This window comes from Sulfitobacter aestuariivivens (assembly GCF_014763045.1).
In the GTDB taxonomy this organism is placed as follows: Bacteria; Pseudomonadota; Alphaproteobacteria; order Rhodobacterales; family Rhodobacteraceae; genus Sulfitobacter; species Sulfitobacter aestuariivivens.
Genome location: NZ_JACTAG010000001.1, coordinates 1,793,766 through 1,816,758 on the forward strand (window position 1 = coordinate 1,793,766; position 22,993 = coordinate 1,816,758).

The window sequence follows — 22,993 nt, forward strand, 5'->3', positions numbered from 1 at the left end:
GGCTCCCGCCCTACCTGACAGGCGCAGACCTCAGGTACAGGTAAAACGGCAACCCACACGAAACTCCAATACAGAACGTGGCAGGAATGGCAATCAGCGCGCCCCAGTTCCGCCGCACGGCCACTTCGGCGACGATCCAGACCGTCAGCGTCACCGCCGCAATCGTCAAATCCCATGTGAGGCCAGAGGTCGCCGCATTGACATGCCAGGCATCGACCATCGCCATCAGGTCCCAGGTATTGGCCTGAAACCAGCTGATGAAGTAATACATCGGGTGAATGGCGCCCCAGATCGCAAGGGCCAGATAGATCATTCGCAAAGGTGACATGGTTCAGAACCCGTGTTTGATGCCGATATTCGCGTGGCCGGAAAGATGCACGCCCGGCGTCGTTGTGCTGACTTGCTGGCGGGTGTCACTGCGCCAGCGCTCCTGCCCATATCCGTCAGGCACCGGGGTCGTGCACCCCGCCACAAGCAAACAAACAAGTGCCGCGATCCGCGTCATAACCCCAGCCCCAGACTGACCCGGACCGGGCCTTGCCCAATGGCCAGATTGGTCCCGACATAGGCACCACTTGAGCTGATGGAGACATTTGCATTGCCGGTCGGCTGTACCGGTTCTCCGTCCGCCCCGCAGGCGGCCAGAAATGTCAGTGCGCAGATCACAGCAAAGATCCGTCTCATCCCAAAGTCTCCTTCCAGCGCGCGATCTGCGCGCGCACCTGCGCAGGCGCAGTGCCGCCGTAGGATACGCGCGAATTGATGGAGTTTTCGACCCCAAGAACCGTGAAAACGTCGTCCGTGATCCCCGCATGAGCGGATTTCATCTGCTCAAGGCTCAGATCGGGCAAATCGCAGCCCGCCTTTTCGGCCATCGCCACCAGCGCGCCGGTGATGTGATGCGCCTCGCGGAACGGCAAGCCCAGCACCCGCACCAGCCAGTCGGCCAGATCCGTGGCCGTGGAAAATCCGCTGCCCGCCGCTGCCGCCAAGTTTTCGCGATTGGCGGTCATGTCGCGCACCATGCCCTCCATCGCGGCCAGCGCCAGCATCAGGTTGTCGGCTGCATCAAAAACCTGTTCTTTGTCTTCCTGCATGTCCTTGGAATAGGTCAGCGGCAGCCCCTTCATGACCATCATCAACGCCGTGTTGGCGCCAAATATCCGGCCCACCTTGGCCCGGATCAGCTCGGCCGCATCCGGGTTCTTCTTTTGCGGCATGATCGATGATCCGGTCGAAAACCGATCCGACAGGCTTACAAACCGAAACTGCGCCGACGACCAGATGACCAGTTCTTCGGCCAACCGGCTCAGATGCATGGCGCAAATGCTCGCCGCCCCAAGAAACTCCAACGCAAAATCCCGGTCGCTGACCGCATCAAGGCTGTTTGCGGCGGGCCGGTCAAAGCCCAGCGCCTGCGCGGTCATCTGCCGGTCAATTGGAAAGGACGTGCCCGCCAGGGCCGCCGCACCCAGGGGGCTCTCATTCATCCGCACCCGCGCGTCGCGCACCCGGCTCAGATCGCGGCCAAACATCTCGACATAAGCCATCATGTGATGACCCCAGGTGACGGGCTGCGCGGTTTGCAGATGGGTAAACCCCGGCATCACCCAATCGGCCCCTGCGTCTGCCTGGCCCAAAAGGGCGTCGATCAGCTGCAAAAGCCCCTGTTCTGAGGCATCCAACTGGTCGCGCACCCATAGTTTAAAGTCTGTGGCCACCTGATCATTCCGGCTGCGCGCGGTGTGCAACCGACCCGCCGGCGCCCCGATCAGATCGGTCAGCCGCGCCTCCACATTCATATGGATGTCTTCAAGCGCCGTCGAAAAGGCGAACTTTCCGCTTTCAATCTCTGACAAGATTGTGAGCAGCCCTTCCCGGATCGCATCGGCATCGCTAGTCTGCACGATGCCCGTCGCCGCCAGCATGGCGGCATGGGCACGCGAGCCAGCGATGTCCTGTGCGGCCATGCGCTTGTCAAACCCGATCGAGGCATTAATTGCCTCCATGATGGCATCGGGTCCGGCGGCGAAACGGCCACCCCACATGGTGTTGGAGGTATCGTTGGTCATATTGTTAACCCCTTGGAGGGACTCATGAGAACTATAGCGCTGGTAGCGATGTATACGGCCCTTATGGCGGGTGCAAACCCCGCACTGGCCGGCAATGAAGCCCTGATGGACCTGCGCGATGGGGATATGAAAAAGCTCGTGATCCACGAGACCCCGCAATCGACCACCGATGCTTCGTTTCAGCTGGAAGATGACGGCGGTACGGCGACGCTGGCGGACTATCAGGGCAAATACGTTCTGGTGAACTTCTGGGCCACCTGGTGTGCGCCCTGCCGCAAGGAAATGCCCCAGATCAACGCCTTGCAAAAGGAGTTTGGCGGCGATGACTTTGAGGTGCTGACAATCGCTACGGGACGCAATTCTCCAACCGGTATCGTCAAGTTTTTTGAAGAGGCAGGCATCGACAGCCTGCCGCGCCATCAGGATCCGAAACAGGCGGTTGCCAGTCAGATGGGCATATTCGGCCTGCCGATCACGGTAATCCTGAACCCCGAAGGCAAGGAAATCGCCCGCCTGCGCGGCGACGCGACATGGGACAGCGACAGCGCCAAGTCGATCATCAAGGCCCTGATTGACCGTCGCACAGAAGGCTGACGCGTCGGAAATTTCAGAAAATTTCCGAACCGAATTCTTCCAAAGAATTCGCTCCCTAGGCCGCGTGCATCAACAACACAGCTTCCGACTGTGACAGATTGCGCCGTGCAAAGTCCCCATAGGTATGTGGATCCAACTCAAGCTCAGGATATGCCGCCAGCAACCGGGACCGATCCTGCCCGCTCAGGGTTGACAAGGCGGCTGATGCTGGATGGAAGCTTTCGGTTTCCACCCCGTTTGCCCAGACCACCTGATGCTGCTCCATCAGGATATGAATATAGGTGACCTCGCGGATCTGACGATCGACCCTGACCGTGTCGCCATCGACCAGATCTTTCGCAGAAACCAGCACCTCGGGCGTGTTGAAAAGATCGCGCGCTGCATCACCGCGAATGAGCACCCGATGCTCGGGCGAGACCAGCAATTCGCGGTCCGGCCGGTCATCGCCAAACACATGGGACGAGATCCGCACAGGCCGCAGCCGTGGCATCGCAAAGAGCCGCGCACCCGTCATCAGACGACTGCCAATCCACTGGATCTCCTGCGGGCCACTGTCCATCGTATCAATCAGATCACCGGGCCGCAGATCTTCGATCATTCTGGGCCCGACAGGCGTACGGATATGCGTGCCGGGCGTGAAACAGATCACGCCGCCGCTGCTTTCTGAGGTGCTGTCGCCCGGTCCGGTATCAAGGGTATGATACACCACCCAAAGCTCGCGATTGGCAGGCGGGATCTCATTGAGAAACATCAGCAGCGGGTTTGCCCTGCCGGGCACATCGATCAATGTGACAGTATAGCTCTGCGCACCATCCGTGACGACAAAGCACCGATCCATCAACGGATCGCGCCTGACATCCCTCTCCGGATCCCCAAGCAGCGGCGTATCGCGCTCAAGCGCCGCCCCCACCAGCCGTGTTACCATGTGCGCCGCGCGCCTGCGCAGGTTCTTCGCCGCGTCCGTCCGGTCCAGCCGCAAAACATCATTGGGCCCGTCCACCTGAACAGGCTCACCTTTCCAAAGCCACGCCGCACCCACTGTCAACGCGTGGAGCGGGGCCAGATCAAGGCCATCGATCTCTGTTTGCGACCAGCTGATGACGAACGTGCCTCGAAAGCCCGTTTTCATTTGCTGCCTCTGCCTCAAGTCTTCTTTTTTATTGGCAGTAGAATAGCAAAGCTGCGAATCGGCGCAAAGATCATATTTGTGTCAAATTCCAATGGGTTGGAATTTGATCTTTGTGTGGGTTTCGCGCCACATGCGCACACAGCATGTTTGGACACGCCACGCGACAGATACAAAATGTGCTCAAAGCCTTCGGCGCGGCCCACTCCGGCTTAGTCAGCACCAAGGGCTGTCTACGCCTGCGTCAGTGCGCATGCAGCCTTGGCCAACGCGGTAATCCCGTCCCAGTCGCCCGCCTCCATCATGGCCTTTGGCGCGACCCAGGATCCTCCGGCACATACCACATTCGGCAAAGACAGGTAGTGCTCCGCATTGGCCATGCTGACCCCGCCTGTCGGACAAAACCCGATCTGCGGCAACGGCGAAGCCAGGGATTTCAGAAACGGAACACCGCCCGCAGCTTCCGCCGGAAAGAACTTCAGCATGTCATACCCACGCTCCAGCAGCGCCATCGCCTCTGACGCTGTTGCAGCACCGGGCAGCGTCGGCAACCCTTCGGCCTCGCAGGCGTCCAGCAGCATTTCCGTCGCCCCTGGCGCGACACCAAAGCGCGCGCCTGCCTGCTTGGCGCGGCGCACATCCTGAGGGCTCAGCAACGTGCCTGCCCCCACAACACCGCCTGGAACCTGCGCCATCTCGGCAATCACGTCCAATGCCGCATCTGTGCGCAGGGTCACTTCAAGGGCGGGCAAGCCCCCGGCCACCAATGCCTCGGCCAGAGGCCGGGCGTGGGCCACATCATGCACCACCAGCACTGGAACGATCGGGGCAAGTTCGCAAATTTCGCGCGCAGCGGCGCTGGCGGCTTGAGGGGTCATGGTGTCTCCATTCTTTGGCTCTCAGACACAGCTTGCGCCGGTGTCAGCTGACTGCACAAGCGCGCGGAAATTGGCAAACAAAGCCCGGCCCTGCCCGTGTTCATTGCCCGACAGATCCGCCTCTACCGGGGCGCGGTCAAGAACACCTTCGGTGACAATCTCAATCTCTCCGGCAACCGCATCCACGCGCACCACATCGCCATCCTGCAGCTTGGCGATTGGCCCGCCGCTGACCGCCTCTGGGCAGACGTGAATGGCAGAGAGCACCTTGCCAGAGGCCCCGGACATGCGCCCGTCTGTAAGCAGCGCCACCTTCAGTCCCTTGGCCTGCAGGTTCGCCAGCACCGGCGTCAGGCTGTGCAATTCAGGCATCCCGTTGGCCTTGGGCCCCTGAAAGCGCACCACGACAATCACATCTTGCGTGAACTCACCGGCCTGATAGGCCGCCTTGACGCTTTCCTGATCGTGGAAAACCCGGCACGGCGCTTCGATCACGTGATGCTCGGGCTTGACCGCCGACACTTTTGAGACCGCCACACCCAGTGACCCACGCAGACGCTTGAGCCCCCCGGTAGGCTGGAAAGGCGCGCTGGCAGGTCGCAGGATCTTGTCATTCAAGGTCTCGCCGGGGCCGCCTTCCCAGTGCACCGCGCCCTCCCTGATCTTGGGTTCGCGCGTATACCGCCCAAGCCCCTTGCCAGCGATGGTCTGCACGCCCTCATGCAGCAAACCTGCCTCCAGCAACTGTCCGATCATGAATCCCAGACCGCCTGCGGCATGGAAATGGTTCACATCGGCCAGACCATTTGGATATACCCGTGCCAGCAGCGGCGTGACCTCGGCCAGTTCCTCGAAATCCTGCCAGTCAAGCAGGATGCCGCCTGCGCGTGCCATTGCAACTAGATGAATCAGCAAATTGGTCGATCCACCCGTCGCATGCAGGCCGACGATGCCATTCACAAACGCCCGCTCATCCAGCACATCGCAGACAGGCGTATATTCATTCCCCAGATACGAAATCGCCAGGGCCCGCTGCGTACCATGCACGGTCAGCGCATCGCGCAGATCGGTGCCGGGGTTCACGAAAGACGCGCCAGGCAGATGCAGCCCCATGAACTCCATCAGCATCTGATTGGTATTGGCGGTGCCGTAGAACGTGCAGGTGCCGGGACCGTGATAGGCCGCCATCTCTGCGGCCATCAGCGCCTCGCGCCCCACCTCGCCTGCCGCGAACTTCTGGCGCACCTGCGCCTTCTCGTCATTGGGTAGACCGGATGTCATCGGCCCGGCGGGCAAGAAGACCGACGGCAGATGCCCAAAGGCCTGTGCCGCGATCACCAGACCGGGAACGATCTTGTCGCATACCCCCAGATAGACGACCGCATCAAAGACATTGTGGCTCAGCCCGACCCCTGCAGCCAAGGCAATCACATCGCGCGAAAAGAGGCTCAGCTCCATGCCCGGCGTGCCTTGGGTGACGCCATCGCACATCGCAGGCACGCCGCCCGCAACCTGCGCAGTGCCACCCACGTCGCGCGCCGCGTCACGGATAATCTGCGGAAACCGCTCAAACGGCTGATGCGCCGACAACATGTCGTTGTAGGCGGTGATGATGCCCAGATTTCCGGCCGATTGCGAGGCCAGCGCCGATTTGTCCTGGCCTGCAGCGGCATAGGCATGCGCCTGCCCACTGCACGACAAATGCGCGCGCGCCGGCCCGTCTTCGGCGGCCTGTCGCATCCGTGCCAGATATGCATCCCGCTCAAGTTGACTGCGCGTGCGAATACGATCGGTGACCCGATCAACGGTGTCATTCAGCATGGGTGCCCCTTTGGGTTTATGCGACTTTTTTCTCAGGCTCAGCGGCTTCAGCCAGCAAACGCCCCATCACGCGCGCGGTGTCATTCATGCGGTTGGAAAAACCCCATTCGTTGTCATACCAGCTCACCACGCGCACCATGCCCCCGTCGGTCACCTTGGTCTGGGCTGCAGCAAAGCACGACGAATGCGGATCGTGATTGAAATCGATAGAAACCAGCGGATCGGTCTCATAGGAAAGCACGCCCGCCATCTCCCCCTCTGCTGCCGCTTGGACAGCATTGTTCAGGGCCTCCACCGTCACCGGGCGCGTTGGCATAAAGCACAGATCAACCATGGACACATTCGGCGTTGGCACCCGCACGGCAGAGCCTTCAAGCCTGCCCTCGAGATGCGGGATCACCTGTGAAATCGCGGCGGCCGCCCCGGTAGATGTTGGCACCATCGACATCGACGCGGCCCGCCCCCGGTAGGGATCGCGGTGCGCGGTGTCATGGCTCGGCTGGTCACCGGTAAAGGCATGAATGGTTGTCATATAGCCTGTCTCAATGCCGAAATGATCATCCAGCACCTTAGCCACTGGGGCCAGACAATTGGTCGTACAGGACGCATTTGACACAATCACATCGTCTGCCGTCAGCAGGTCGTGGTTCACACCGTAAACAACTGTCCGGTCAACCCCCTTGCCGGGCGCCGAAATCAACACGCGCCGGCTGCCATTCGCCAGATGCTTGGCCGCCGCTTCCCGCGTGGTGAAGAGACCGGTACACTCATAAACGATATCCACGTCGGCCCAGCCCAGCGCTGCGGGGTCCCGCTCGGCAGAGAGACGAATCGTCTGGCCTGCAACCACAAGCGTATCGCCGTCCAAATCCGCCTTGGCCCCAAGCCGCCCATGCACAGAGTCGTACTTCAGCAAATGCAGCAGTGTGTCAGGTGCCGCAAGGTCATTGATTGCAACGACTTCAATGCCGTCAAAGCCGTTCTCAATAAGCGCGCGCAGCACCCCGCGCCCGATGCGGCCAAATCCGTTGATTGCTATTTTCGTGGTCATGTCAAAGCGATCCTTGCAGATGTCTTGATTGGGTCAGGTATTTTTGTTAGCGCTAACATAGCAAATCATTGCATGCGGATCAATGCCACATGCCGTTGCGCGTTTGAGACATTCAGATAGTCTGCCGCAAGGGGGAGACAAGGCAGATGCAGATCACCAAATTGACCGGCTTTATGGGGGCCGACATAAGCGGCGTCGATCTGCGCCAGGGGATCTCTGCCGATCTGGGCGCGGCCCTGTGCGACGCCTTGCGCACCCACGGTGTGCTGGTGCTGCGCAATCAGCACCTCAGCCGCGCCGATCAGAAACGGCTGACAGCTGTCTTTGGGCCGGCAATGAAACTGCCTTATGTCGAACCGATGAAAGACGACCCAGAGGTAATCGCGGTTCTCAAAGAGGCCAGCGAAGTGAACGTTGGCGTGTTCGGCGGCGACTGGCACAGTGATTTCAGTTTCCTCGAAAACCCTCCTGCCGGATCGGTGCTCAACGCCGTTGAGATACCGCATGTTGGGGGCGACACGCTGTGGGCCAGTCAGGTCAAGGCATACGAAAGCCTGCCTGCCGATCTCAGGGCGCATGTAGAAGGGCGCAAGGCCGTGCATGTCGGCGCCCCCTATGGCGTCAAACACGCCCCGCCCAAGGACACGCAGTCCGGCGCATCGATCAAGATGACCCGCGGCGATCCAGCGGCTGACACCGAAAGACTGCATCCGGCGGTCATCACCGACCCTGTCAGCGGGGCAAAGGCGCTCTACCTCAACCCCATTTACGTCACCCGTCTGGACGGCATGTCCAAGCAAGCCAGCGCGCCTGTTCTTGCAGCCCTTTACAAACACGCCACCAAACCGGACTTTTGTTGCCGCCACACATGGCAACGCGGCGACGTGGCAATCTGGGACAACCGCATGACGATGCACTACGCAACCAACGACTACGACGGCCAGCGGCGGCTGCTTTACCGGACAACCTGGTCCGGGGAGCGCCCGGCATGAGCCGCCCAGATACCCTGTTGATCGCGGTCGATGGCGGCGGAACCGGCTGCCGCGTGGCTGTAGGCACCGCAAAAGATGGTGTTCTGGCCGAAACCAGAGGCGGGTCCGCAAATATCAGCACAAATTTCGACGATACTGTCGACAATATCACCAAAGCCGTGTCGCAGGCCATTGCGGCGGCGGGCCTTTCTGATGCCGACCTTGGCACCAGCACGGCGCATTTGGGTTTGGCGGGGGCTGATCTGGAAACCATCCAGCAACGCGCCCAACAGGCTCTGCCCTATGGCACATGCCGTGTCAGTGGCGACAGGCAAACGACAGTGGCCGGGGTGCTTGGCGATGCCGATGGCTATGTCGTGGCGCTGGGAACCGGAACGATTATTGCGCGCCAGCATGGCGGCAAGGTCCGTACAGTTGGTGGTTGGGGATTCCAGCTTTCCGATCAGGCCTCCGGCGCCTGGCTGGGGCGCTCGCTCCTGACCCGTGTGCTGATGGTGGACGACGGGATCGTCCCCACTTCCCCGCTGGCCCGGACGGTCAGTGACTCCCTTGGCGGCCTGCAGGGGGTCTTTGCCTTTAGCAACCGCGCAGTGCCGCGCGACTATGCCGAATTTGCTCCCGACGTCTTCAAATCCGGCGCGCAGGGCGATGCGATCGCGCAGGAAATCCTGCGTGAGGGTGCCGCGTTCATCGAAAAAGGGCTCTCAGCGCTGGGGTTCATACCGGGCGATGTCCTAAGCCTTGCTGGCGGCGTGGGCCCGCATTTTGAACCGTATCTTTCTGCCGAGTTCACCCAATCCCTGCGCGCGCCCAGGGGCAATGCCCTGCAGGGCGCCTTTACCCTGGCACGCCAACTAGCCGCACAGGGCTGAAACCCAAAAGGGCTGCAATCGACCGTCCGGCTCTCGGCGCGACGGCCGCCCGCCCCACCATCATACGGCTCACAGGTGACAGACGCGTTGGAAAGCGTGGGAATTGCAGCTAACCTCCGACAACCCCACAGATCGGAGCCCCCCATGTCCCACGTCCTGCGCCGCAGCTTGACCGCAACGCAACCCGTCATCGTCAAAGGCGAAGGGTCCTATCTGATCGACAAGGACGGCACACGCTATCTGGACGCCTGCGGCGGCGCGGCCGTCTCCAGCCTTGGGCATGACAACAAGGCTGTGCGCGACGCGGTCGCGGCCCAGATGGCAACCCTCAGCTATGCGCACACAGGCCTGTTCACCAATGAACCCGCCGAAGAGCTTGCCAGTTATTTGATCGCCCGCGCCCCCAAAGGCACAGGCCAGGGCCGCGTGATGTATCTTGGGTCCGGGTCCGAGGCGATGGAAGCCGCCCTGAAACTCGCGCGGCAATATCATCTGGAAAACGGTCAGCCGGACCGCGTGCACCTGATCGCCCGCGCGCCCAGCTATCATGGCAATACCCTTGGCGCGCTGGCCGTGGGCGGGCACGCCGGACGCCGCGCGCCCTTCGCGCCGATGCTGATCAATGCCCATCACATCGACGCTGCCTACGGCTACAGACTACAGCGTGATGGCGAAAGCGAAGAGGACTTTGCCCTGCGCATGGCCAATCAGCTGGAGGATCGGATTCAGACGCTGGGCCCGAAAACCGTTGCAGCATTCATCGCCGAACCGGTTGTCGGCGCCTCCCTTGGCTCGCAACCTGCACCAAAGGGGTATTTCAAACGTATCCGCGAAATCTGCGACCAGCATGGCGTTCTCTATATCGCGGATGAGGTCATGTGCGGCATGGGCCGCACTGGCAGCCTCTTTGCGCTGGAACAGGAAGGCATTGCCGCCGACATCACGACCATGGCCAAGGGGCTGGGTGCGGGATACATGCCCATCGCCGCTGTGATGGCCTCCCAAAAAGTCGTCAAGGCAATCGAGGATGGCACAGGCCGCCTGTGGAACGGTCATACCTATATGTCCCATGCCGTCGCCTGTGCCGGTGCGCTGGCCGTCATGAACGAAATAGACAGCCGCGATTTGCTTTCCCGCGTCCGCACCCTGGGCGAACGGCTAGAGGCGGGCTTGCGCAGCGCACTGGGCCAGCACGCCCATGTGGGTGATATCCGTGGGCGCGGACTTTTCTGGACAGCCGAGGTCGTCAAGGACCGCGACACCAAGCAACCTTTTGACGTAAAAGAAAACATCGCTGGCGCTATGCACATGACCGCGTTGGCCAAGGGCGTGATCACCTACCCCTCACAGGGCTGCGCTGACGGCACTCACGGCGATCATGTGCTGCTGGCCCCCTGCTTTACCTCAACAGAGGAAGAGATCGACCAGATCGTCGCCGTCCTGGCTGAAACGATTTCCGAGGCGACGGCTGGGAAATAGCGCGCCAGGCAAACGGCGCTTGGCCATTCCCGAAATCAGGTTTCGGAGAACTCGGACGTCCTGTTCCCTGAGCGCCAGACATCCAGAATGAGGCGCGCATTTCGGGCGGCTTCTTTCTGGCCATCGATCTCGATGTCATACACGCGCCCTTCATGGACAGTGTGAAAGTCCCTTGCAGCGCTGCCTATCGGGCGATCGCCGCGATCCCGTTCACGCCTCTGCAATTCAGCAACGTTGCAATGCAATCCCACAAAGACGACGTCAAAAGGGGCAAGCAGGCGCTTTAGATCATCAATCCAATCAGGATCATCCAAGATATGCTCTATGATCAGATTGTTACCGGCGCGGGCATAGGCCTCAAGGGATCGGTGAAACCCGTCGAAAAACGGCTTTCGTAAGTCAGACCACACGAAATCCCCCCGATCCATGCGCCGGTTTGGCAATACACCGCTATCGCGCAGATGATCTATTGAGATATGCCAGAAAGGGACCGCCGCCAGATCCTGCAGCGCAGCCGCCGTCGTGGATTTCCCACTGCTTGAAGGCCCGTTCAAAATGATAATGTGACCGTGCATCGCAACCGCCGGATCTAATGTGCATGTCATCGAGTGTATGCCCTGATAGGCCCTATTGGCACAACTTTCAGTCACTTTCGGAGTTCGGGATCGTCCCTAAGGGCTTTCGCGGAAACTGCGCATGGTCAAGCACCACGCAACGCCCTGCTTAGGGTCAGGACCCATTAATCTTGCACCGCTGGCGTCAAAACCGCGAAAGTTCAGCGGTTTGAGACATGCAGCGACTAAGGGGTTAATTGCAAATGGCTCAAGCCGTTGAAATGAAGCGGTTTTGTCGTCCTTCGGATTTGAGAGATTTTCCCCGTGAGCTGCGACGTATCTGCTTGAAACTCAACGAGAGTTCCTGCGCAGATGCTTCTTGTCACGAGATAAATCTGTCAAACCAGCGGCGCAAGATTAATGGGTCCTGACCCTAGGGCGTTGCCAATGCTCATCTTGTGCAGCGAAGACCAGCAAGCGCTAGCGGAGCGGAAACAGAATCGGAATGATGTCCACCCGCGGCTGCGACGCGATCCCGTAGGCCGCAGGTATACCTTTGAACAGGTCGGTTTCGCGAAACGCCGCCATGGCAGCTTTGCTTTCCCAGATATAGATCCCGCCGTAGGTATTGGGCTCATCAAATTCCAGATAATACTTCTGGACCAACCCGGGCATGGCTTCGAATTGCGGCCGACGCTCATTGGCTGCGGCCAGCACGCTTTCTCTTGGCAAGGTGCTTTCAAAACGCACGAACTGGATGACATGCGCCACTTGATCAAGCGGATTGGGGGTCTCAGCGCCGCCGGATGTCGCGGCCAGTGTCGTGGCAATTGCGGCAGCGGCCAGGGTTTTTTGAGTTTGCTTGGTCATGGGAATTCTCCTGCTGATGTGATCCTTCGATCTTGCACTGTTGTCGTTCTGCGATCTCGACCCTGAACGCCAAATCTTTGACAGCAAAGCACCCCCTCGATACCTTTTAGCTATGCAGGAACACCGTAATACCACCGCGACCGTTCGTGCGGTGCTAAAAGCAGCGGAAGCTGCAGGGGTGACCGCTGAACGCCTGCTCGATCAATCGGGCATCTCCCATGAAATCGCCTTTGATCCCGATGGTGAGGTGACGCTTGACGCCATGAAGGCCTTTTGGGAAGCGGCCTATCGCGAGACCGCCAATCCCTATCTGGCAATCGATGCCGGCATCCGCGCGGCGCATGGGTCTTACAAGACACTGGATTACCTGTTTCTGGCCGCGACCACCCCAGGAGACGGCGTCCGCAGGTACATTGAACACTTCCGCCTGATCAATACCTGGCTCAATTTCACACTCATCGAGGATAGCGAAGGCCATCATGTGGTTCTCGAATCCAAAATAGGTCCTGTCCCGTTCGCGGCAGTCGAAATCACCTTCGCCGTTCTGGTCGAACGGTTCAGAAAGAAGCTGGGGTCAGAGTGGGCCCCGCTTTCGGTCGAATTCCTGCATGAACCAAAAGGCGACCCATCATACTACCACGGATTTTTCCGCACCAAGGTCCGCTTTGCCGCGGCACAGGCACGACTGTCCTTTGATAAGCAAGGGTGGGACGCGCCAATTGCATCTGGCGATCAGGGCCTTTTTGACGTCCTCTCGGATCACGCTCAGAACCTGACCAAACAGCGCCCACAACCCGATGATCTGGTCACACGCGCCCAGCACCAGATCATGCGGAGCCTTGGCAATGGCGAACCGGAAATCGAGGACGTGGCGCAGGCCCTGTCCGTCAGTACGCGCACGCTTCAAAGACGCCTGGCGCAGCGCGATGTCACGTACCTGCAGATCGTCGATCAGGTGCGCGAAGATCAGGCACGTAACCTTGTCGCTTCTGGATCAATGTCGATCAGTGAAGTCGCCTTTTTCCTCGGCTACTCGGATCAAAGCGCCCTGACCCGCGCCTTCAAGCGATGGACCGGCCTGACGCCCCGGAAATTCCGTCTGGCACAGGGGCAATAAGGCCGGAAAAGCTGCTCTTAAACGCAGCACACCAACCGTTCAGAGCAACCGGTCGGTCAATTCCTTCAACGTTACCCGTTCCTGATCTGTCATCGGGGCCTTGCGGCTGCGCCACAGCGTCGCTTGTGAGTTCAGGATCAGCCCGTCACTCAACACCTTCAGATGATTTGCCCTGAGTGTCTCACCGCTAGATGTGATGTCGGCAATTGCCTCGGCGGTTTCATTGGCAACGGTCCCTTCAGTCGCCCCCTGGCTGTCAACCAGCGCGTAATCCGCCACGCCTCCCGATTTCAGAAAATCGCGCACCAACCGATGATACTTGGTCGCGATCCGCATGCGAAACCCATGTGCTGCCCGAAACGAGGCCGCAGCAGCGTCCAGATCATCCAGCGTGTCGACATCGATCCAGGCCCGTGGCACGGCAAGGATCAAATCAGCGTGGCCAAAGCCCAACTCAGCCATCGGCTCAACCGTCTGATCCCAAAGCGCCAGCTTTTCGCGCACCAGATCGGTGCCGGTCACCCCCAGATGCAACCGACCTGCCGCCAATTCACGCGGAATTTCACCCGCAGACAGCAGCACCAGAGACACGCCATCGATCCCCTCCACCGCGCCCGCATATTCGCGGTCCGATCCGGTGCGTAGCAGCGTGATACCGCGCGCGCCGAACCACTCAAACGTCTTTTCCATCAACCGGCCCTTTGAGGGCACGCCCAGCTTGATCGTCATGCCTGCCCCTCCAGTTCCAGCATCAGTCCCGGGCGCATGACCCCACCGACAGCGGGAATGGCACTACCCTGTCCCAGCGCCTGCGTCATCGCGTCGTAGCGCCCTCCACTGGCGATCGCGGGCAGGTCAGCGCGGGCTTCAGCCCGGAACCCAAAGACAAAGCCATCGTAATATTCCATCGTCGCCCGACCGAAACTTGCCTCGAAAACAAGCGCATCCGTGTCGACACCGCGCGCCTGCAGCGCCGCCTCGCGTGCTGTCACACCTGCAACGGCATCCGCGATCTGCGGCATGTCCACGGCCAGATCATGCAACCGGGACAGGGCGTATGGCATGGTCTCACGCACATCCAGCAACGCCTCGATCAGATCAACCTGACCCGCTGCGATGGGCGGGGCAGCGGCGTCCTCCTGCAGGGCTGCGATGCGCGCCTCAATCTCACGGGCCGACCGCAACCCAATCAGCGGCGCATCTGTCTGCGCCTGCCCGGCCAAAAGCGCGCTGCGGGTTGCAGGCACCGGCGCACGGCCCGCAAAACGCTCTAACAGGTTGCGAAACCGCCGGGGCCGCCAGATGTGGCGCATCAGCGCCCGCTTGCGCGCCTGCGTTGTCTGCAAGCCCTGCACAGCCGCCATCAACACGCCGATATCCCCCGTGACCGCGCGCACGGGCAACCCTTTGAGTGTCCCGGCAATCAGGGCGAACACCTCTGCGTCCGCAGCGGCAGGATCGGTGCGGTCAAACACCTCATAGCCCACCTGAATATATTCATTGGCGCGATCCGGGTCGTTTTCCTGACGGCGAAACACCTCGCCCGCGTAGGTATAGCGCGCAGGCTCGGCCCCCCCCTTCATGTGCATCTGCACCACCGGAACGGTAAAATCAGGGCGCAGCATCTGCTCTCCGCGCAACGCATCAGAGGTCACATAGGCGCGCGCGCGAATGTCTTCACCATAAAGATCCAGCAGCGTGACCGCCGGTTGGAGCACAGGCGGGTCCACAACCATGGCACCTTCAGCCTCAAAGAGGTCGCGCAGACGTGCCGCCCGCGCCAGCGTGTCGGAAAGCGTCGGCATCAGTGGCTGTCCAGTATCTCGCGCACTTTGGCGATCATCTCAGTGCGCGGCACTTCATATTGGCTGGGGCGCTCCATCCATTCTTCATGCGTGGCACTTTCAGCAATCTTGGCACCAAGGATCAGATCCTTGATCTGCACCACACCTTTCTCATGCTCGTCCCCGCCTTCGATGATCGCGATGGGAGAGCCGCGTTTATCCGCGTACTTCAACTGGTTGCCAAAGTTCTTTGGATTGCCCAGATAGACCTCCGCACGGATCCCCGCCTTCCGAAGTTCCGCGACCATCTGCTGATAATCCGCCATACGATCCCGGTCCATCACGGTGACGACGACCGGACCCTGCGCGGTTGTGTCCAGCCGACCCTTGGCCTCCAACGCCGCCAACAACCGATCCACACCAATAGAGACCCCGGTTGCAGGCACTTCCTGCCCAGTAAAACGTTTCACCAGATCGTCATACCGCCCGCCGCCCGCGACGGAGCCGAAATTGCGCGTGCGTCCCTTTTCGTCCTGAATGTCGAAGGTGAGTTCGGCCTCATAAACCGGCCCGGTGTAGTACCCAAGGCCGCGCACGACGGAAGGGTCGATCTCGACCCGATCCGGCCCATATCCTCCAGCACCAAGAAGGTCTGCAATAAGCTGCAATTCATCAACACCCTGCGCTCCGATCTGCGAGCCGTCGACCAATCCGCGCAGGCTGGCCACAGTCTCGGCCCCGCTTTGACCCTTGGCCTGCATAAAGCCCATTATCACATCGGCCTGCGCCTCACTCAGCCCCGCGCCATTGGTAAAATCCCCACTCTCATCCTTGCGCCCTTCACCAAGCAACGCACGCACACCCTCAACACCCAATCGATCCAGCTTATCAATCGCGCGCAGGACGATGCCCCGTTCGGCCTCCTTGTCGTCACCAGACAGCCCCGCCACCTCAAGCACCCCATTCAGCACCTTCCGGTTATTCACCCGGACGATGTAGTCCCCCCGCTCGATCCCGACCTCTTCCAGACAATCTGCCAGCATCGCGCAAATCTCGGCATCGGCTGCCACTGACGGTGCACCGACCGTATCCGCATCGCACTGATAAAACTGCCGAAACCGCCCGGGACCGGGCTTTTCGTTCCGCCACACAGGCCCCATCGCATAGCGCCGGTAGGGCTTGGGCAAATCATTCGCGTGCTGCGCATAGACGCGCGCCAAGGGGGCTGTCAGATCGTACCGCAGCGCCAGCCAGTCGCCGGGTTTGTCCGCATCCACGTCCTCTTGCCAGGCAAAGACGCCCTCGTTGGGGCGATCGACGTCGGGCAGGAACTTGCCCAATGCCTCCACTGTCTCAACAGCAGAACTTTCCAGCGCATCAAAGCCATAGCGGTGATAGACACCCGCGATTTTCGCCAGCATCTCCGCCCGATGGGTGACCTGCGCGCCAAAGTAGTCGCGAAACCCCTTGGGGGTCTCCGCTTTGGGGCGTGGGGTCTTTTTTGGCTTGGCCATGGGTCACCTTTGGGCGCGGTTTGCACGTGTGGGTGGCTCTAGCTGATGGGAAGGTGTGGGGCAAGCAACTCAGATATCTTCGCGGTCGCCGCCACGTCCCTTGCCGGCCGCAAAACGTGCAGCCCCACGCTGGCCTTCGGCAAAGAACAGCCGGGCCGAGGCCCATTCGCGTTTGAGGGCATCCGCAAGGGCCGCGGGCGGCATGCGGGCCGAAAGGTGATCGGCGCGCATACACCCTTGGGGAAATCGCGTCAGAGTGTCGGCCACTGCAACTGCCTCCTGCAGGGCAGTGCCATCCGCAACAACACGGTTCGCCAGCCCCATTGCGAGCGCCTCATCCGCAGGTACCGGACGGCCCGTGAGCACAAGTTCATTGGCCCGGCCCTGCCCGACAATCTGTGGCAACCGGAACGTGCCGCCGTCAATCAACGGCACCCCCCAGCGGCGGCAATAAATGCCAAAAATCGCCGATTGAGCCACCACCCGCATGTCGCACCACAATGCCAGTTCCATGCCACCCGCCACGGCATGCCCTTCTATTGCGGCAATTACGGGCTTTGACAGCATCAGGCGCGATGGTCCCATCGGGCCGGGGCACGGGTCAGCCTGAGGGTCGGTCCAGCTGTCAGACAAGGCGACGTCGTCGATCCAACTTTGGGCGGACCCATCAGCGGCTGTTTTCAGATCAAAGCCTGCACAGAACGCCCCATCCGCACCGGTCAGAATCGCCACATCGGCACTGTCATCCGCCTCAAATGTCAAAAACGCCTCATAAAGCGCGCGCGCCGTCGCCGGGTTCACCGCATTTCGTGCCTCGGGGCGCTGGATTGTGATGATGCGTATACGCCCCTGCGGAGCGGTGGAAATCGACATGTCTGCCCCCTTATCGCGGCCTTTGGGGCATGCTACAGCAGGCACATGGAAAAGCTAGAAGAACAGATCGCGCACCTGACGCGAACCGTGGATGATCTGTCAGAGATCGTCGCGCGACAAGAACAGGAAATCGTCACGCTCAATCGCCGGGTACACATGCTGATGCAGCGCGAAGGCGAACGCGAGGCGGCCACAGGTGGTGCCGTGGTGATGGGCGACGAACGCCCGCCCCACTACTAAGCGCCGCGGCACCATCCTGTGCCCCCCGGATCATCACTTCTCAGAGCTCTGATCAGGTGACCCCGACTAGATCTCCTCAACCTCCAGCACCCCGCCAAGCGACCGGATGGCCCCCTTGATCTGCGGCGTAACCGGAAATTCGACACCCAGATCGACCTCGACCTCACCGGGTAGGGCAGGATCCATCAAACACAGCTGCACTGGCCCCTTGCCCGCATGTCGTGCCGCACTGCGCGCCCCTTCAAGCACCTGAGACACGGCCGCTATCGCCTCTGGCGCGTCAATAAAGACCTTGAGGCCCACGCCCCCTGCATCCGCGACAGCCATATCCACCGGCGCCACCGAACGGCCCAGCAATTTCAGCTGATCCGCCTCCATCGTGGCCTCGACCGTGACAACGACCTTTGATCCCGTCTCCAGATGGTCGCGCGCGGCCTCTAACGTATCCGAAAACAGCGTCACCTCGTAACCCCCTGTCGGATCTGACATTTGCGCAAAGGCAAAGCGGTTGCCGCGCGCCGATTTACGCTCCTGACGCCCGGCGACGACACCCGCAAGCCGCGCGTTCATCGCCCCGCGTTCGCTGACTTTTTCCGTAAGGTCATCCAGTGTCATGAACGGCACGCCGCGATCATTTCCCCACTTGCGCTTAAGCGGCGTCATGTAGTCATCCAGCGGATGCCCCGAGAGGTAGAACCCCACCGCCTTGAACTCCTCGGTCAGGCGCTCTGCCGGCAGCCAGTCCTCGACCGGGTCCATGCGCGGCTCTGGCAGATCATCTCCCGCCTCTCCGAACAGCGACACCTGATTGGAGGATTTCTGTTCATGGATCGCGGCAGAATAATTGACCAAACGATCCAGCGACTGAAAGACACGGCGGCGGTTGGGATCAAGTTGATCAAACGCCCCCGAACGCGCCAGCATCTCCAGCGGTCGCTTGCCCACGCGCTTAAGGTCCACCCGTCGAGACAGATCAAACAGCGTGGCAAAGGGCTTGTCCTGTCCCTCAATTGTGCGCGCCTCAACGATCAGTTTCATCGCCTCGACACCGACATTCTTCAGCGCACCCAGCGCATAGACCAGCGCGCCATCTACCACCCTGAATGTCGCATCCGACCGGTTCACACACGGCGGCACCCAAGGCAATTCCAGTCGCTTGCGCACCTCTTCGAAATAGACCGCCAGCTTGTCCGTCAGATGGATGTCGCAGTTCATCACCCCGGCCATGAATTCAACCGGGTGGTTCGCCTTCAGCCATGCGGTCTGATAGCTGACCACGGCATAGGCAGCGGCGTGCGACTTGTTGAAGCCATAGTTGGCAAATTTCTCCAACAGGTCAAAGACTTCCGTGGCTTTCTTCTTGTCGACTCCATTCTCCATCGCGCCCTTTTCGAATTTCGGGCGCTCCTTGGCCATCTCCTCGGCAATCTTCTTGCCCATGGCGCGGCGCAGCAGGTCGGCCCCACCCAGGCTGTATCCAGCCATGACCTGCGCGATCTGCATCACCTGTTCCTGATAGACGATAATCCCTTGTGTTTCCTCAAGGATATCGTCGATCAGCGGGTGGATGCTCTCCAACTCACGTTGACCGTTCTTGACCTCGCAATAGGTGGGGATGTTCTCCATCGGGCCGGGCCGGTAAAGCGCCACAAGTGCCACGATATCTTCGATGCAGGTCGGCTTCATCCGTTTCAGGGCATCCATCATACCGCTGGATTCCACCTGAAACACCGCCACCGTCTTGGCACTGGCATAAAGCTTGTAAGACGCCTCATCATCCAATGGAATTGCGGCAATGTCGTTTTCCAACCCCTTGGGTGGGCTGAATAATTCGGTGCCATCCGCTGCGATGTGCAGATGCCGCCCCGACGCCTTGATCTGATCGACCGCGTTCTGAATGACCGTCAGGGTTTTCAGCCCCAGAAAGTCGAATTTGACCAGCCCCGCCTGCTCGACCCATTTCATGTTGAACTGCGTCGCGGGCATGTCGGAACGCGGATCCTGGTACAGCGGCACCAGCGCATCGAGCGGCCTGTCGCCGATCACGACGCCCGCCGCATGGGTCGAGGCATTGCGCAACAACCCTTCCACCTGCTGGCCATATTCCAGCAGCCGTGCGACCACCTCTTCGCTCTTGGCCTCTTCACGCAGGCGCGGCTCATCGGCCAGCGCCTTTTCAATCGACACAGGTTTGACACCCTCGACAGGGATCATCTTGGACAGCCGGTCCACCTGCCCATAGGGCATCTGCAACACGCGGCCGATATCGCGCACCGCCGCCTTGGACAAAAGCGCGCCAAAGGTGATGATCTGCCCCACCCTGTCGCGGCCATATTTCTCCTGCACATAGCGGATCACTTCCTCGCGCCGATCCATGCAGAAATCGATGTCAAAGTCGGGCATCGAGACCCGCTCAGGGTTCAGAAACCGCTCGAAAAGCAAGCTGTATCGCAGCGGATCAAGGTCCGTCACCAGCAACGCATAGGCCACCAGTGACCCCGCACCTGATCCGCGCCCCGGCCCTACCGGAATGCCCTGATCCTTGGCCCATTTGATGAAATCCGCCACAATCAGAAAGTAGCCGGGGAAACCCATGCCCTCGATAATGCCCAGCTCGAATTCGAGCCGCTTTTCATACTCTTCAACCGCTGCCGCATGGGGGATGACCGCCAGCCGCGCTTTCAGACCTTTCTCGGCCTGACGGCGCAACTCGGCCACCTCATCATCCGCAAACTTCGGCAGGATCGGATCGCGGCGATAGGCCATAAAGGCGCAGCGCTTCGCAATCTCTACCGTATTTGCCAGCGCTTCGGGCAAATCTGCAAATAAAACAGCCATTTCCCCCGGACTTTTGAAGTAATGCTGCGGTGTCAGACGGCGGCGCGCCTCCTGCTGATCCACATACGCCCCTTCGGCAATGCAGATCAGCGCATCATGGGCCTCGTACATTTTTTCGGCCGGGAAATAGACATCATTTGTGGCAACCAGCGGCAGCTCCATCGCATATGCCATCTCAATATGGCCCCGCTCCGTCAGCCGTTGCGCTTCAGAAGGGCTGCCATCTTCGCCCGGATGTCGCTGCAGTTCGACATAAAGCCTGTCGCCGAACGCCGATCTGAGCCGTGTGATCAGCGCCTCTGCCGCAGGGCGCTGCGCTTGCTGCAACAGCTTCCCAACTGGTCCCTCCGGCCCCCCGGTCAGGCAGATGATCCCCTCTGAATGCCGCTCCAACTCGGCCAATGTGACCGCTGGAATGGCGCCCCCCTTGTCGAGATAGAGGCACGAGTTCAGCTTCATCAGGTTTTCGTACCCCACCTCGGACTGGGCCAGCAGCACCACCGCTGCCGGGTCGCGCGGTTTTTCACCGGGGCCAACCTCAATATAAGTCAGATCAACCTGACACCCGATGATGGGTTGCACGCCTGCGCCCGCCATGGCGACGGAAAACTCCAGCGCCGCGAACATGTTGTTGGTGTCGGTCAATGCCAACGCAGGCATCCCCGCATTCCGGCACATCTCAGGTAGCTTTTTCAGGCGCATCGCACCTTCAAGCAGGGAATACTCGGAATGCGTGCGCAGGTGGATGAATCGGGGGCTATCAGACATGGTGGCACATTAGCTTGTGGGTCCCCGGTCAGAAAGAGGCAGATGTTGCCAATCGCGACACGCGCCGGATAATCGCCCTGCTCGCCTGCAGAATGAGATCAACGCCACGGAGCTCCACAAAAGGTAGCCAATCAACTAAGTGTCTTGACAACATCAGGCTTATCGCAATACTTAGCACTATGACTAACCAACTTGACACCTGCTTTGCAGCCCTCTCCGACCCGACCCGCCGCGCGGTAGTGGAACGCCTGGTCTCCGGTCCGGCAACGGTCAGCGAACTACACCAAACCCATGACATCGCCCTGCCCACATTTCTGCGCCATCTCAAGGTGTTGGAAGCGTCAGGTCTTGTGCGTTCTGCCAAAAAGGGACGCGTGCGCACCTGCCACATCGAAGCCGCTCCGCTGATGGAAATCCAAGGCTGGCTCGAATGGCAGCGCCGCGTCTGGGACCGGCGCCTTGATCGCTTGTCTGCGCTTGCCAGCGACATCGAAAGGAACACGCAATGAGCACCGATACCGACACATTCACGTACGCGCGCACCTATCCACTGCCGTCGAAACGCATGTGGCACCTGATGACCGATCCGACCATGCGTGAGAAATGGGGCGTTCCGGACGACGGCATGGTAATGAAGGTCGTAACCTCCGATCTGCGGGTTGGCGGTGTGGATCATCACCGCTGCGGTCCCGCAGACAATCCGGAGTTCGAGGTCGAAACCCGCTGGTACCGCCTCGATGGCCCGTCAGATGCGGTGTTCACCGAAACCATCACAGCAGGCGGCGCCCGCCTTGGCGCCAGTCTGGTCACATACAACATCGCCGGTGACGGGACCGGTTCAACCGTCAAGGTCACGGTCGCCGTGTCCTCCTTTGTCGGCCCCGACATGATCGCAGAGTTCAACGCCGGCTGGACCGGCGGCATGGAAAGCCTCGATCGTCTGGTCGCCACTCAGGCCGAAAAGGCCTGAACGATGAGGGATCTTACCCTGACACTCTCGCGCGACATGACTGCGCGACCCGAAACCGTCTGGCGCTGCATGACGGAGGCCGAGCTGCTCAAACGCTGGTTCGCCCCGGAACCAGTCACCGTGACCAAGGCGGTGATCGACCCCACCCCCGGCAGCACCTTTCACGTGGTGATGCACATCCCCGACATGGGCGAGATGGACGGCGGCGCAGGCTGCGTGCTCGAAGCCCAGGCAGCCCGGCGCCTGACATGGACAACCGCGCTGCTGCCCGGCTTCGGGCCGGGCCCCGCCCCTGCCGAAGGCGCGTTTCATTTCACCGCAATCCTTGCCCTCGCGCCGCTGCAGGATGGCGGCACCCGCTACACCGCGACCGTGCTGCACGCCGATGAGGCAGGGCGGGCCGCGCATGCCGCCATGGGGTTTGCCGACGGCTGGGGCTCAATGGCTAAGCAACTCGACACGCTTTCGCGCAGCATATAGTGCGCCTGGCCGCTTTCCACTTGCCAAGTCCACCCTGCCCCGCATAGCCTCAGCAGGTCTAAGCCCGCGCCCCTCTACGCCGCATCGAGCGGAGCGCATT

At 60.6% G+C, this 22,993-nt stretch carries 24 protein-coding genes; 9 read left to right on the forward strand and 15 right to left on the reverse strand.

Annotated features, from left to right (window positions below):
• Positions 1-10: 10 nt before the first annotated feature.
• From H9Q16_RS08875 to argH, 4 genes are read right to left on the reverse strand one after another with little or no spacing between them, the layout of a single operon-like run.
• On the reverse strand, positions 11-328 hold the full coding sequence (locus tag H9Q16_RS08875) for a DUF2834 domain-containing protein (RefSeq protein WP_191074947.1): 318 nt from the start codon (positions 326-328) through the stop codon (positions 11-13).
• Positions 329-331: 3 nt separating this feature from the next.
• Entirely contained in the window at positions 332-505 is a 174-nt protein-coding gene (locus tag H9Q16_RS08880; RefSeq protein ID WP_191074948.1) for a hypothetical protein, read from the reverse strand.
• A complete protein-coding gene (locus H9Q16_RS08885; protein ID WP_191074949.1) occupies positions 502-684 on the reverse strand; it encodes a hypothetical protein in 183 nt (60 codons plus the stop codon). The genes H9Q16_RS08880 and H9Q16_RS08885 overlap by 4 nt, the downstream gene beginning before the upstream one ends.
• Positions 681-2,072 carry an argininosuccinate lyase gene (gene argH, locus H9Q16_RS08890; protein ID WP_191074950.1) on the reverse strand — a complete coding sequence of 464 codons (1,392 nt, stop codon included), beginning with the start codon at positions 2,070-2,072 and terminating at the stop codon, positions 681-683. Before argH ends, H9Q16_RS08885 begins: the two co-directional genes overlap by 4 nt.
• Positions 2,073-2,096: 24 nt before the next feature.
• Here argH and H9Q16_RS08895 point away from each other — a divergent pair, with 24 nt between their 5' ends.
• The gene (locus H9Q16_RS08895) at positions 2,097-2,666 is read left to right on the forward strand and encodes a TlpA disulfide reductase family protein (RefSeq protein WP_191074951.1); all 570 of its coding nucleotides are present in this window, start codon (positions 2,097-2,099) and stop codon (positions 2,664-2,666) included.
• A 55-nt stretch (positions 2,667-2,721) separates the two neighbouring features.
• Here H9Q16_RS08895 and H9Q16_RS08900 read toward each other — a convergent pair whose 3' ends face one another.
• From H9Q16_RS08900 to gap, 4 genes are all read right to left on the reverse strand, one after another.
• Complete coding sequence (locus H9Q16_RS08900) at positions 2,722-3,795, reverse strand: Hint domain-containing protein (RefSeq protein ID WP_191074952.1); 1,074 nt, start codon at positions 3,793-3,795, stop codon at positions 2,722-2,724.
• A 230-nt stretch (positions 3,796-4,025) separates the two neighbouring features.
• On the reverse strand, positions 4,026-4,670 hold the full coding sequence (eda, locus tag H9Q16_RS08905) for a bifunctional 4-hydroxy-2-oxoglutarate aldolase/2-dehydro-3-deoxy-phosphogluconate aldolase (RefSeq protein ID WP_191074953.1): 645 nt from the start codon (positions 4,668-4,670) through the stop codon (positions 4,026-4,028).
• Between the two features lie 21 nt (positions 4,671-4,691).
• Positions 4,692-6,491 carry a phosphogluconate dehydratase gene (gene edd, locus H9Q16_RS08910; RefSeq protein WP_191074954.1) on the reverse strand — a complete coding sequence of 600 codons (1,800 nt, stop codon included), beginning with the start codon at positions 6,489-6,491 and terminating at the stop codon, positions 4,692-4,694.
• A gap of 16 nt (positions 6,492-6,507) precedes the next feature.
• Positions 6,508-7,542: a type I glyceraldehyde-3-phosphate dehydrogenase gene (gene gap / locus H9Q16_RS08915; RefSeq protein ID WP_191074955.1), complete on the reverse strand. Its 1,035-nt coding sequence runs from the start codon at positions 7,540-7,542 to the stop codon at positions 6,508-6,510.
• 146 nt (positions 7,543-7,688) lie between these two features.
• Here gap and H9Q16_RS08920 point away from each other — a divergent pair, with 146 nt between their 5' ends.
• The 3 genes from H9Q16_RS08920 to H9Q16_RS08930 all read left to right on the forward strand — a co-directional run bounded on the left by H9Q16_RS08920 (position 7,689) and on the right by H9Q16_RS08930 (position 10,885).
• A complete protein-coding gene (locus H9Q16_RS08920; RefSeq protein WP_191074956.1) occupies positions 7,689-8,534 on the forward strand; it encodes a TauD/TfdA dioxygenase family protein in 846 nt (281 codons plus the stop codon).
• Positions 8,531-9,406 carry a glucosamine kinase nucleotide-binding domain-containing protein gene (locus H9Q16_RS08925; protein ID WP_191074957.1) on the forward strand — a complete coding sequence of 292 codons (876 nt, stop codon included), beginning with the start codon at positions 8,531-8,533 and terminating at the stop codon, positions 9,404-9,406. Before H9Q16_RS08920 ends, H9Q16_RS08925 begins: the two co-directional genes overlap by 4 nt.
• A gap of 144 nt (positions 9,407-9,550) precedes the next feature.
• Complete coding sequence (locus tag H9Q16_RS08930; RefSeq protein WP_191074958.1) at positions 9,551-10,885, forward strand: aspartate aminotransferase family protein; 1,335 nt, start codon at positions 9,551-9,553, stop codon at positions 10,883-10,885.
• A gap of 35 nt (positions 10,886-10,920) precedes the next feature.
• On the opposite strand, the gene H9Q16_RS08935 is transcribed toward H9Q16_RS08930, so the two are convergent.
• Both H9Q16_RS08935 and H9Q16_RS08940 read right to left on the reverse strand, forming a co-directional pair.
• On the reverse strand, positions 10,921-11,490 hold the full coding sequence (locus tag H9Q16_RS08935; RefSeq protein WP_246455573.1) for a chloramphenicol phosphotransferase CPT family protein: 570 nt from the start codon (positions 11,488-11,490) through the stop codon (positions 10,921-10,923).
• Between the two features lie 429 nt (positions 11,491-11,919).
• Positions 11,920-12,309, reverse strand: coding sequence for a YdhR family protein (locus H9Q16_RS08940; protein ID WP_191074959.1), 390 nt, complete (start codon positions 12,307-12,309; stop codon positions 11,920-11,922).
• 112 nt (positions 12,310-12,421) lie between these two features.
• Between H9Q16_RS08940 and H9Q16_RS08945 the strand changes: the two genes are divergently transcribed.
• A complete protein-coding gene (locus H9Q16_RS08945) occupies positions 12,422-13,426 on the forward strand; it encodes an AraC family transcriptional regulator (protein WP_191074960.1) in 1,005 nt (334 codons plus the stop codon).
• Between the two features lie 39 nt (positions 13,427-13,465).
• On the opposite strand, the gene hisG is transcribed toward H9Q16_RS08945, so the two are convergent.
• The 4 genes from hisG to H9Q16_RS08965 all read right to left on the reverse strand — a co-directional run bounded on the left by hisG (position 13,466) and on the right by H9Q16_RS08965 (position 17,597).
• The gene (hisG, locus tag H9Q16_RS08950) at positions 13,466-14,155 is read right to left on the reverse strand and encodes an ATP phosphoribosyltransferase (protein WP_191074961.1); all 690 of its coding nucleotides are present in this window, start codon (positions 14,153-14,155) and stop codon (positions 13,466-13,468) included.
• Positions 14,152-15,231, reverse strand: coding sequence for an ATP phosphoribosyltransferase regulatory subunit (locus tag H9Q16_RS08955; protein WP_191074962.1), 1,080 nt, complete (start codon positions 15,229-15,231; stop codon positions 14,152-14,154). The genes hisG and H9Q16_RS08955 overlap by 4 nt, the downstream gene beginning before the upstream one ends.
• Complete coding sequence (gene hisS / locus H9Q16_RS08960) at positions 15,231-16,724, reverse strand: histidine--tRNA ligase (protein WP_191074963.1); 1,494 nt, start codon at positions 16,722-16,724, stop codon at positions 15,231-15,233. Before hisS ends, H9Q16_RS08955 begins: the two co-directional genes overlap by 1 nt.
• Before the next feature lie 69 nt (positions 16,725-16,793).
• The gene (locus H9Q16_RS08965) at positions 16,794-17,597 is read right to left on the reverse strand and encodes a crotonase/enoyl-CoA hydratase family protein (protein ID WP_191074964.1); all 804 of its coding nucleotides are present in this window, start codon (positions 17,595-17,597) and stop codon (positions 16,794-16,796) included.
• Positions 17,598-17,642: 45 nt separating this feature from the next.
• Between H9Q16_RS08965 and H9Q16_RS08970 the strand changes: the two genes are divergently transcribed.
• A complete protein-coding gene (locus H9Q16_RS08970; protein ID WP_191074965.1) occupies positions 17,643-17,837 on the forward strand; it encodes a SlyX family protein in 195 nt (64 codons plus the stop codon).
• A 66-nt stretch (positions 17,838-17,903) separates the two neighbouring features.
• On the opposite strand, the gene dnaE is transcribed toward H9Q16_RS08970, so the two are convergent.
• A complete protein-coding gene (gene dnaE, locus H9Q16_RS08975; protein WP_191074966.1) occupies positions 17,904-21,443 on the reverse strand; it encodes a DNA polymerase III subunit alpha in 3,540 nt (1,179 codons plus the stop codon).
• 179 nt (positions 21,444-21,622) lie between these two features.
• On the opposite strand from dnaE, the gene H9Q16_RS08980 reads away from it, so the two are divergent.
• From H9Q16_RS08980 to H9Q16_RS08990, 3 genes are read left to right on the forward strand one after another with little or no spacing between them, the layout of a single operon-like run.
• On the forward strand, positions 21,623-21,952 hold the full coding sequence (locus tag H9Q16_RS08980) for an ArsR/SmtB family transcription factor (RefSeq protein ID WP_191074967.1): 330 nt from the start codon (positions 21,623-21,625) through the stop codon (positions 21,950-21,952).
• Positions 21,949-22,413, forward strand: coding sequence for an SRPBCC domain-containing protein (locus H9Q16_RS08985; RefSeq protein ID WP_191074968.1), 465 nt, complete (start codon positions 21,949-21,951; stop codon positions 22,411-22,413). Before H9Q16_RS08980 ends, H9Q16_RS08985 begins: the two co-directional genes overlap by 4 nt.
• Positions 22,414-22,416: 3 nt before the next feature.
• On the forward strand, positions 22,417-22,893 hold the full coding sequence (locus H9Q16_RS08990; protein WP_191074969.1) for an SRPBCC domain-containing protein: 477 nt from the start codon (positions 22,417-22,419) through the stop codon (positions 22,891-22,893).
• Positions 22,894-22,993: the final 100 nt, after the last annotated feature.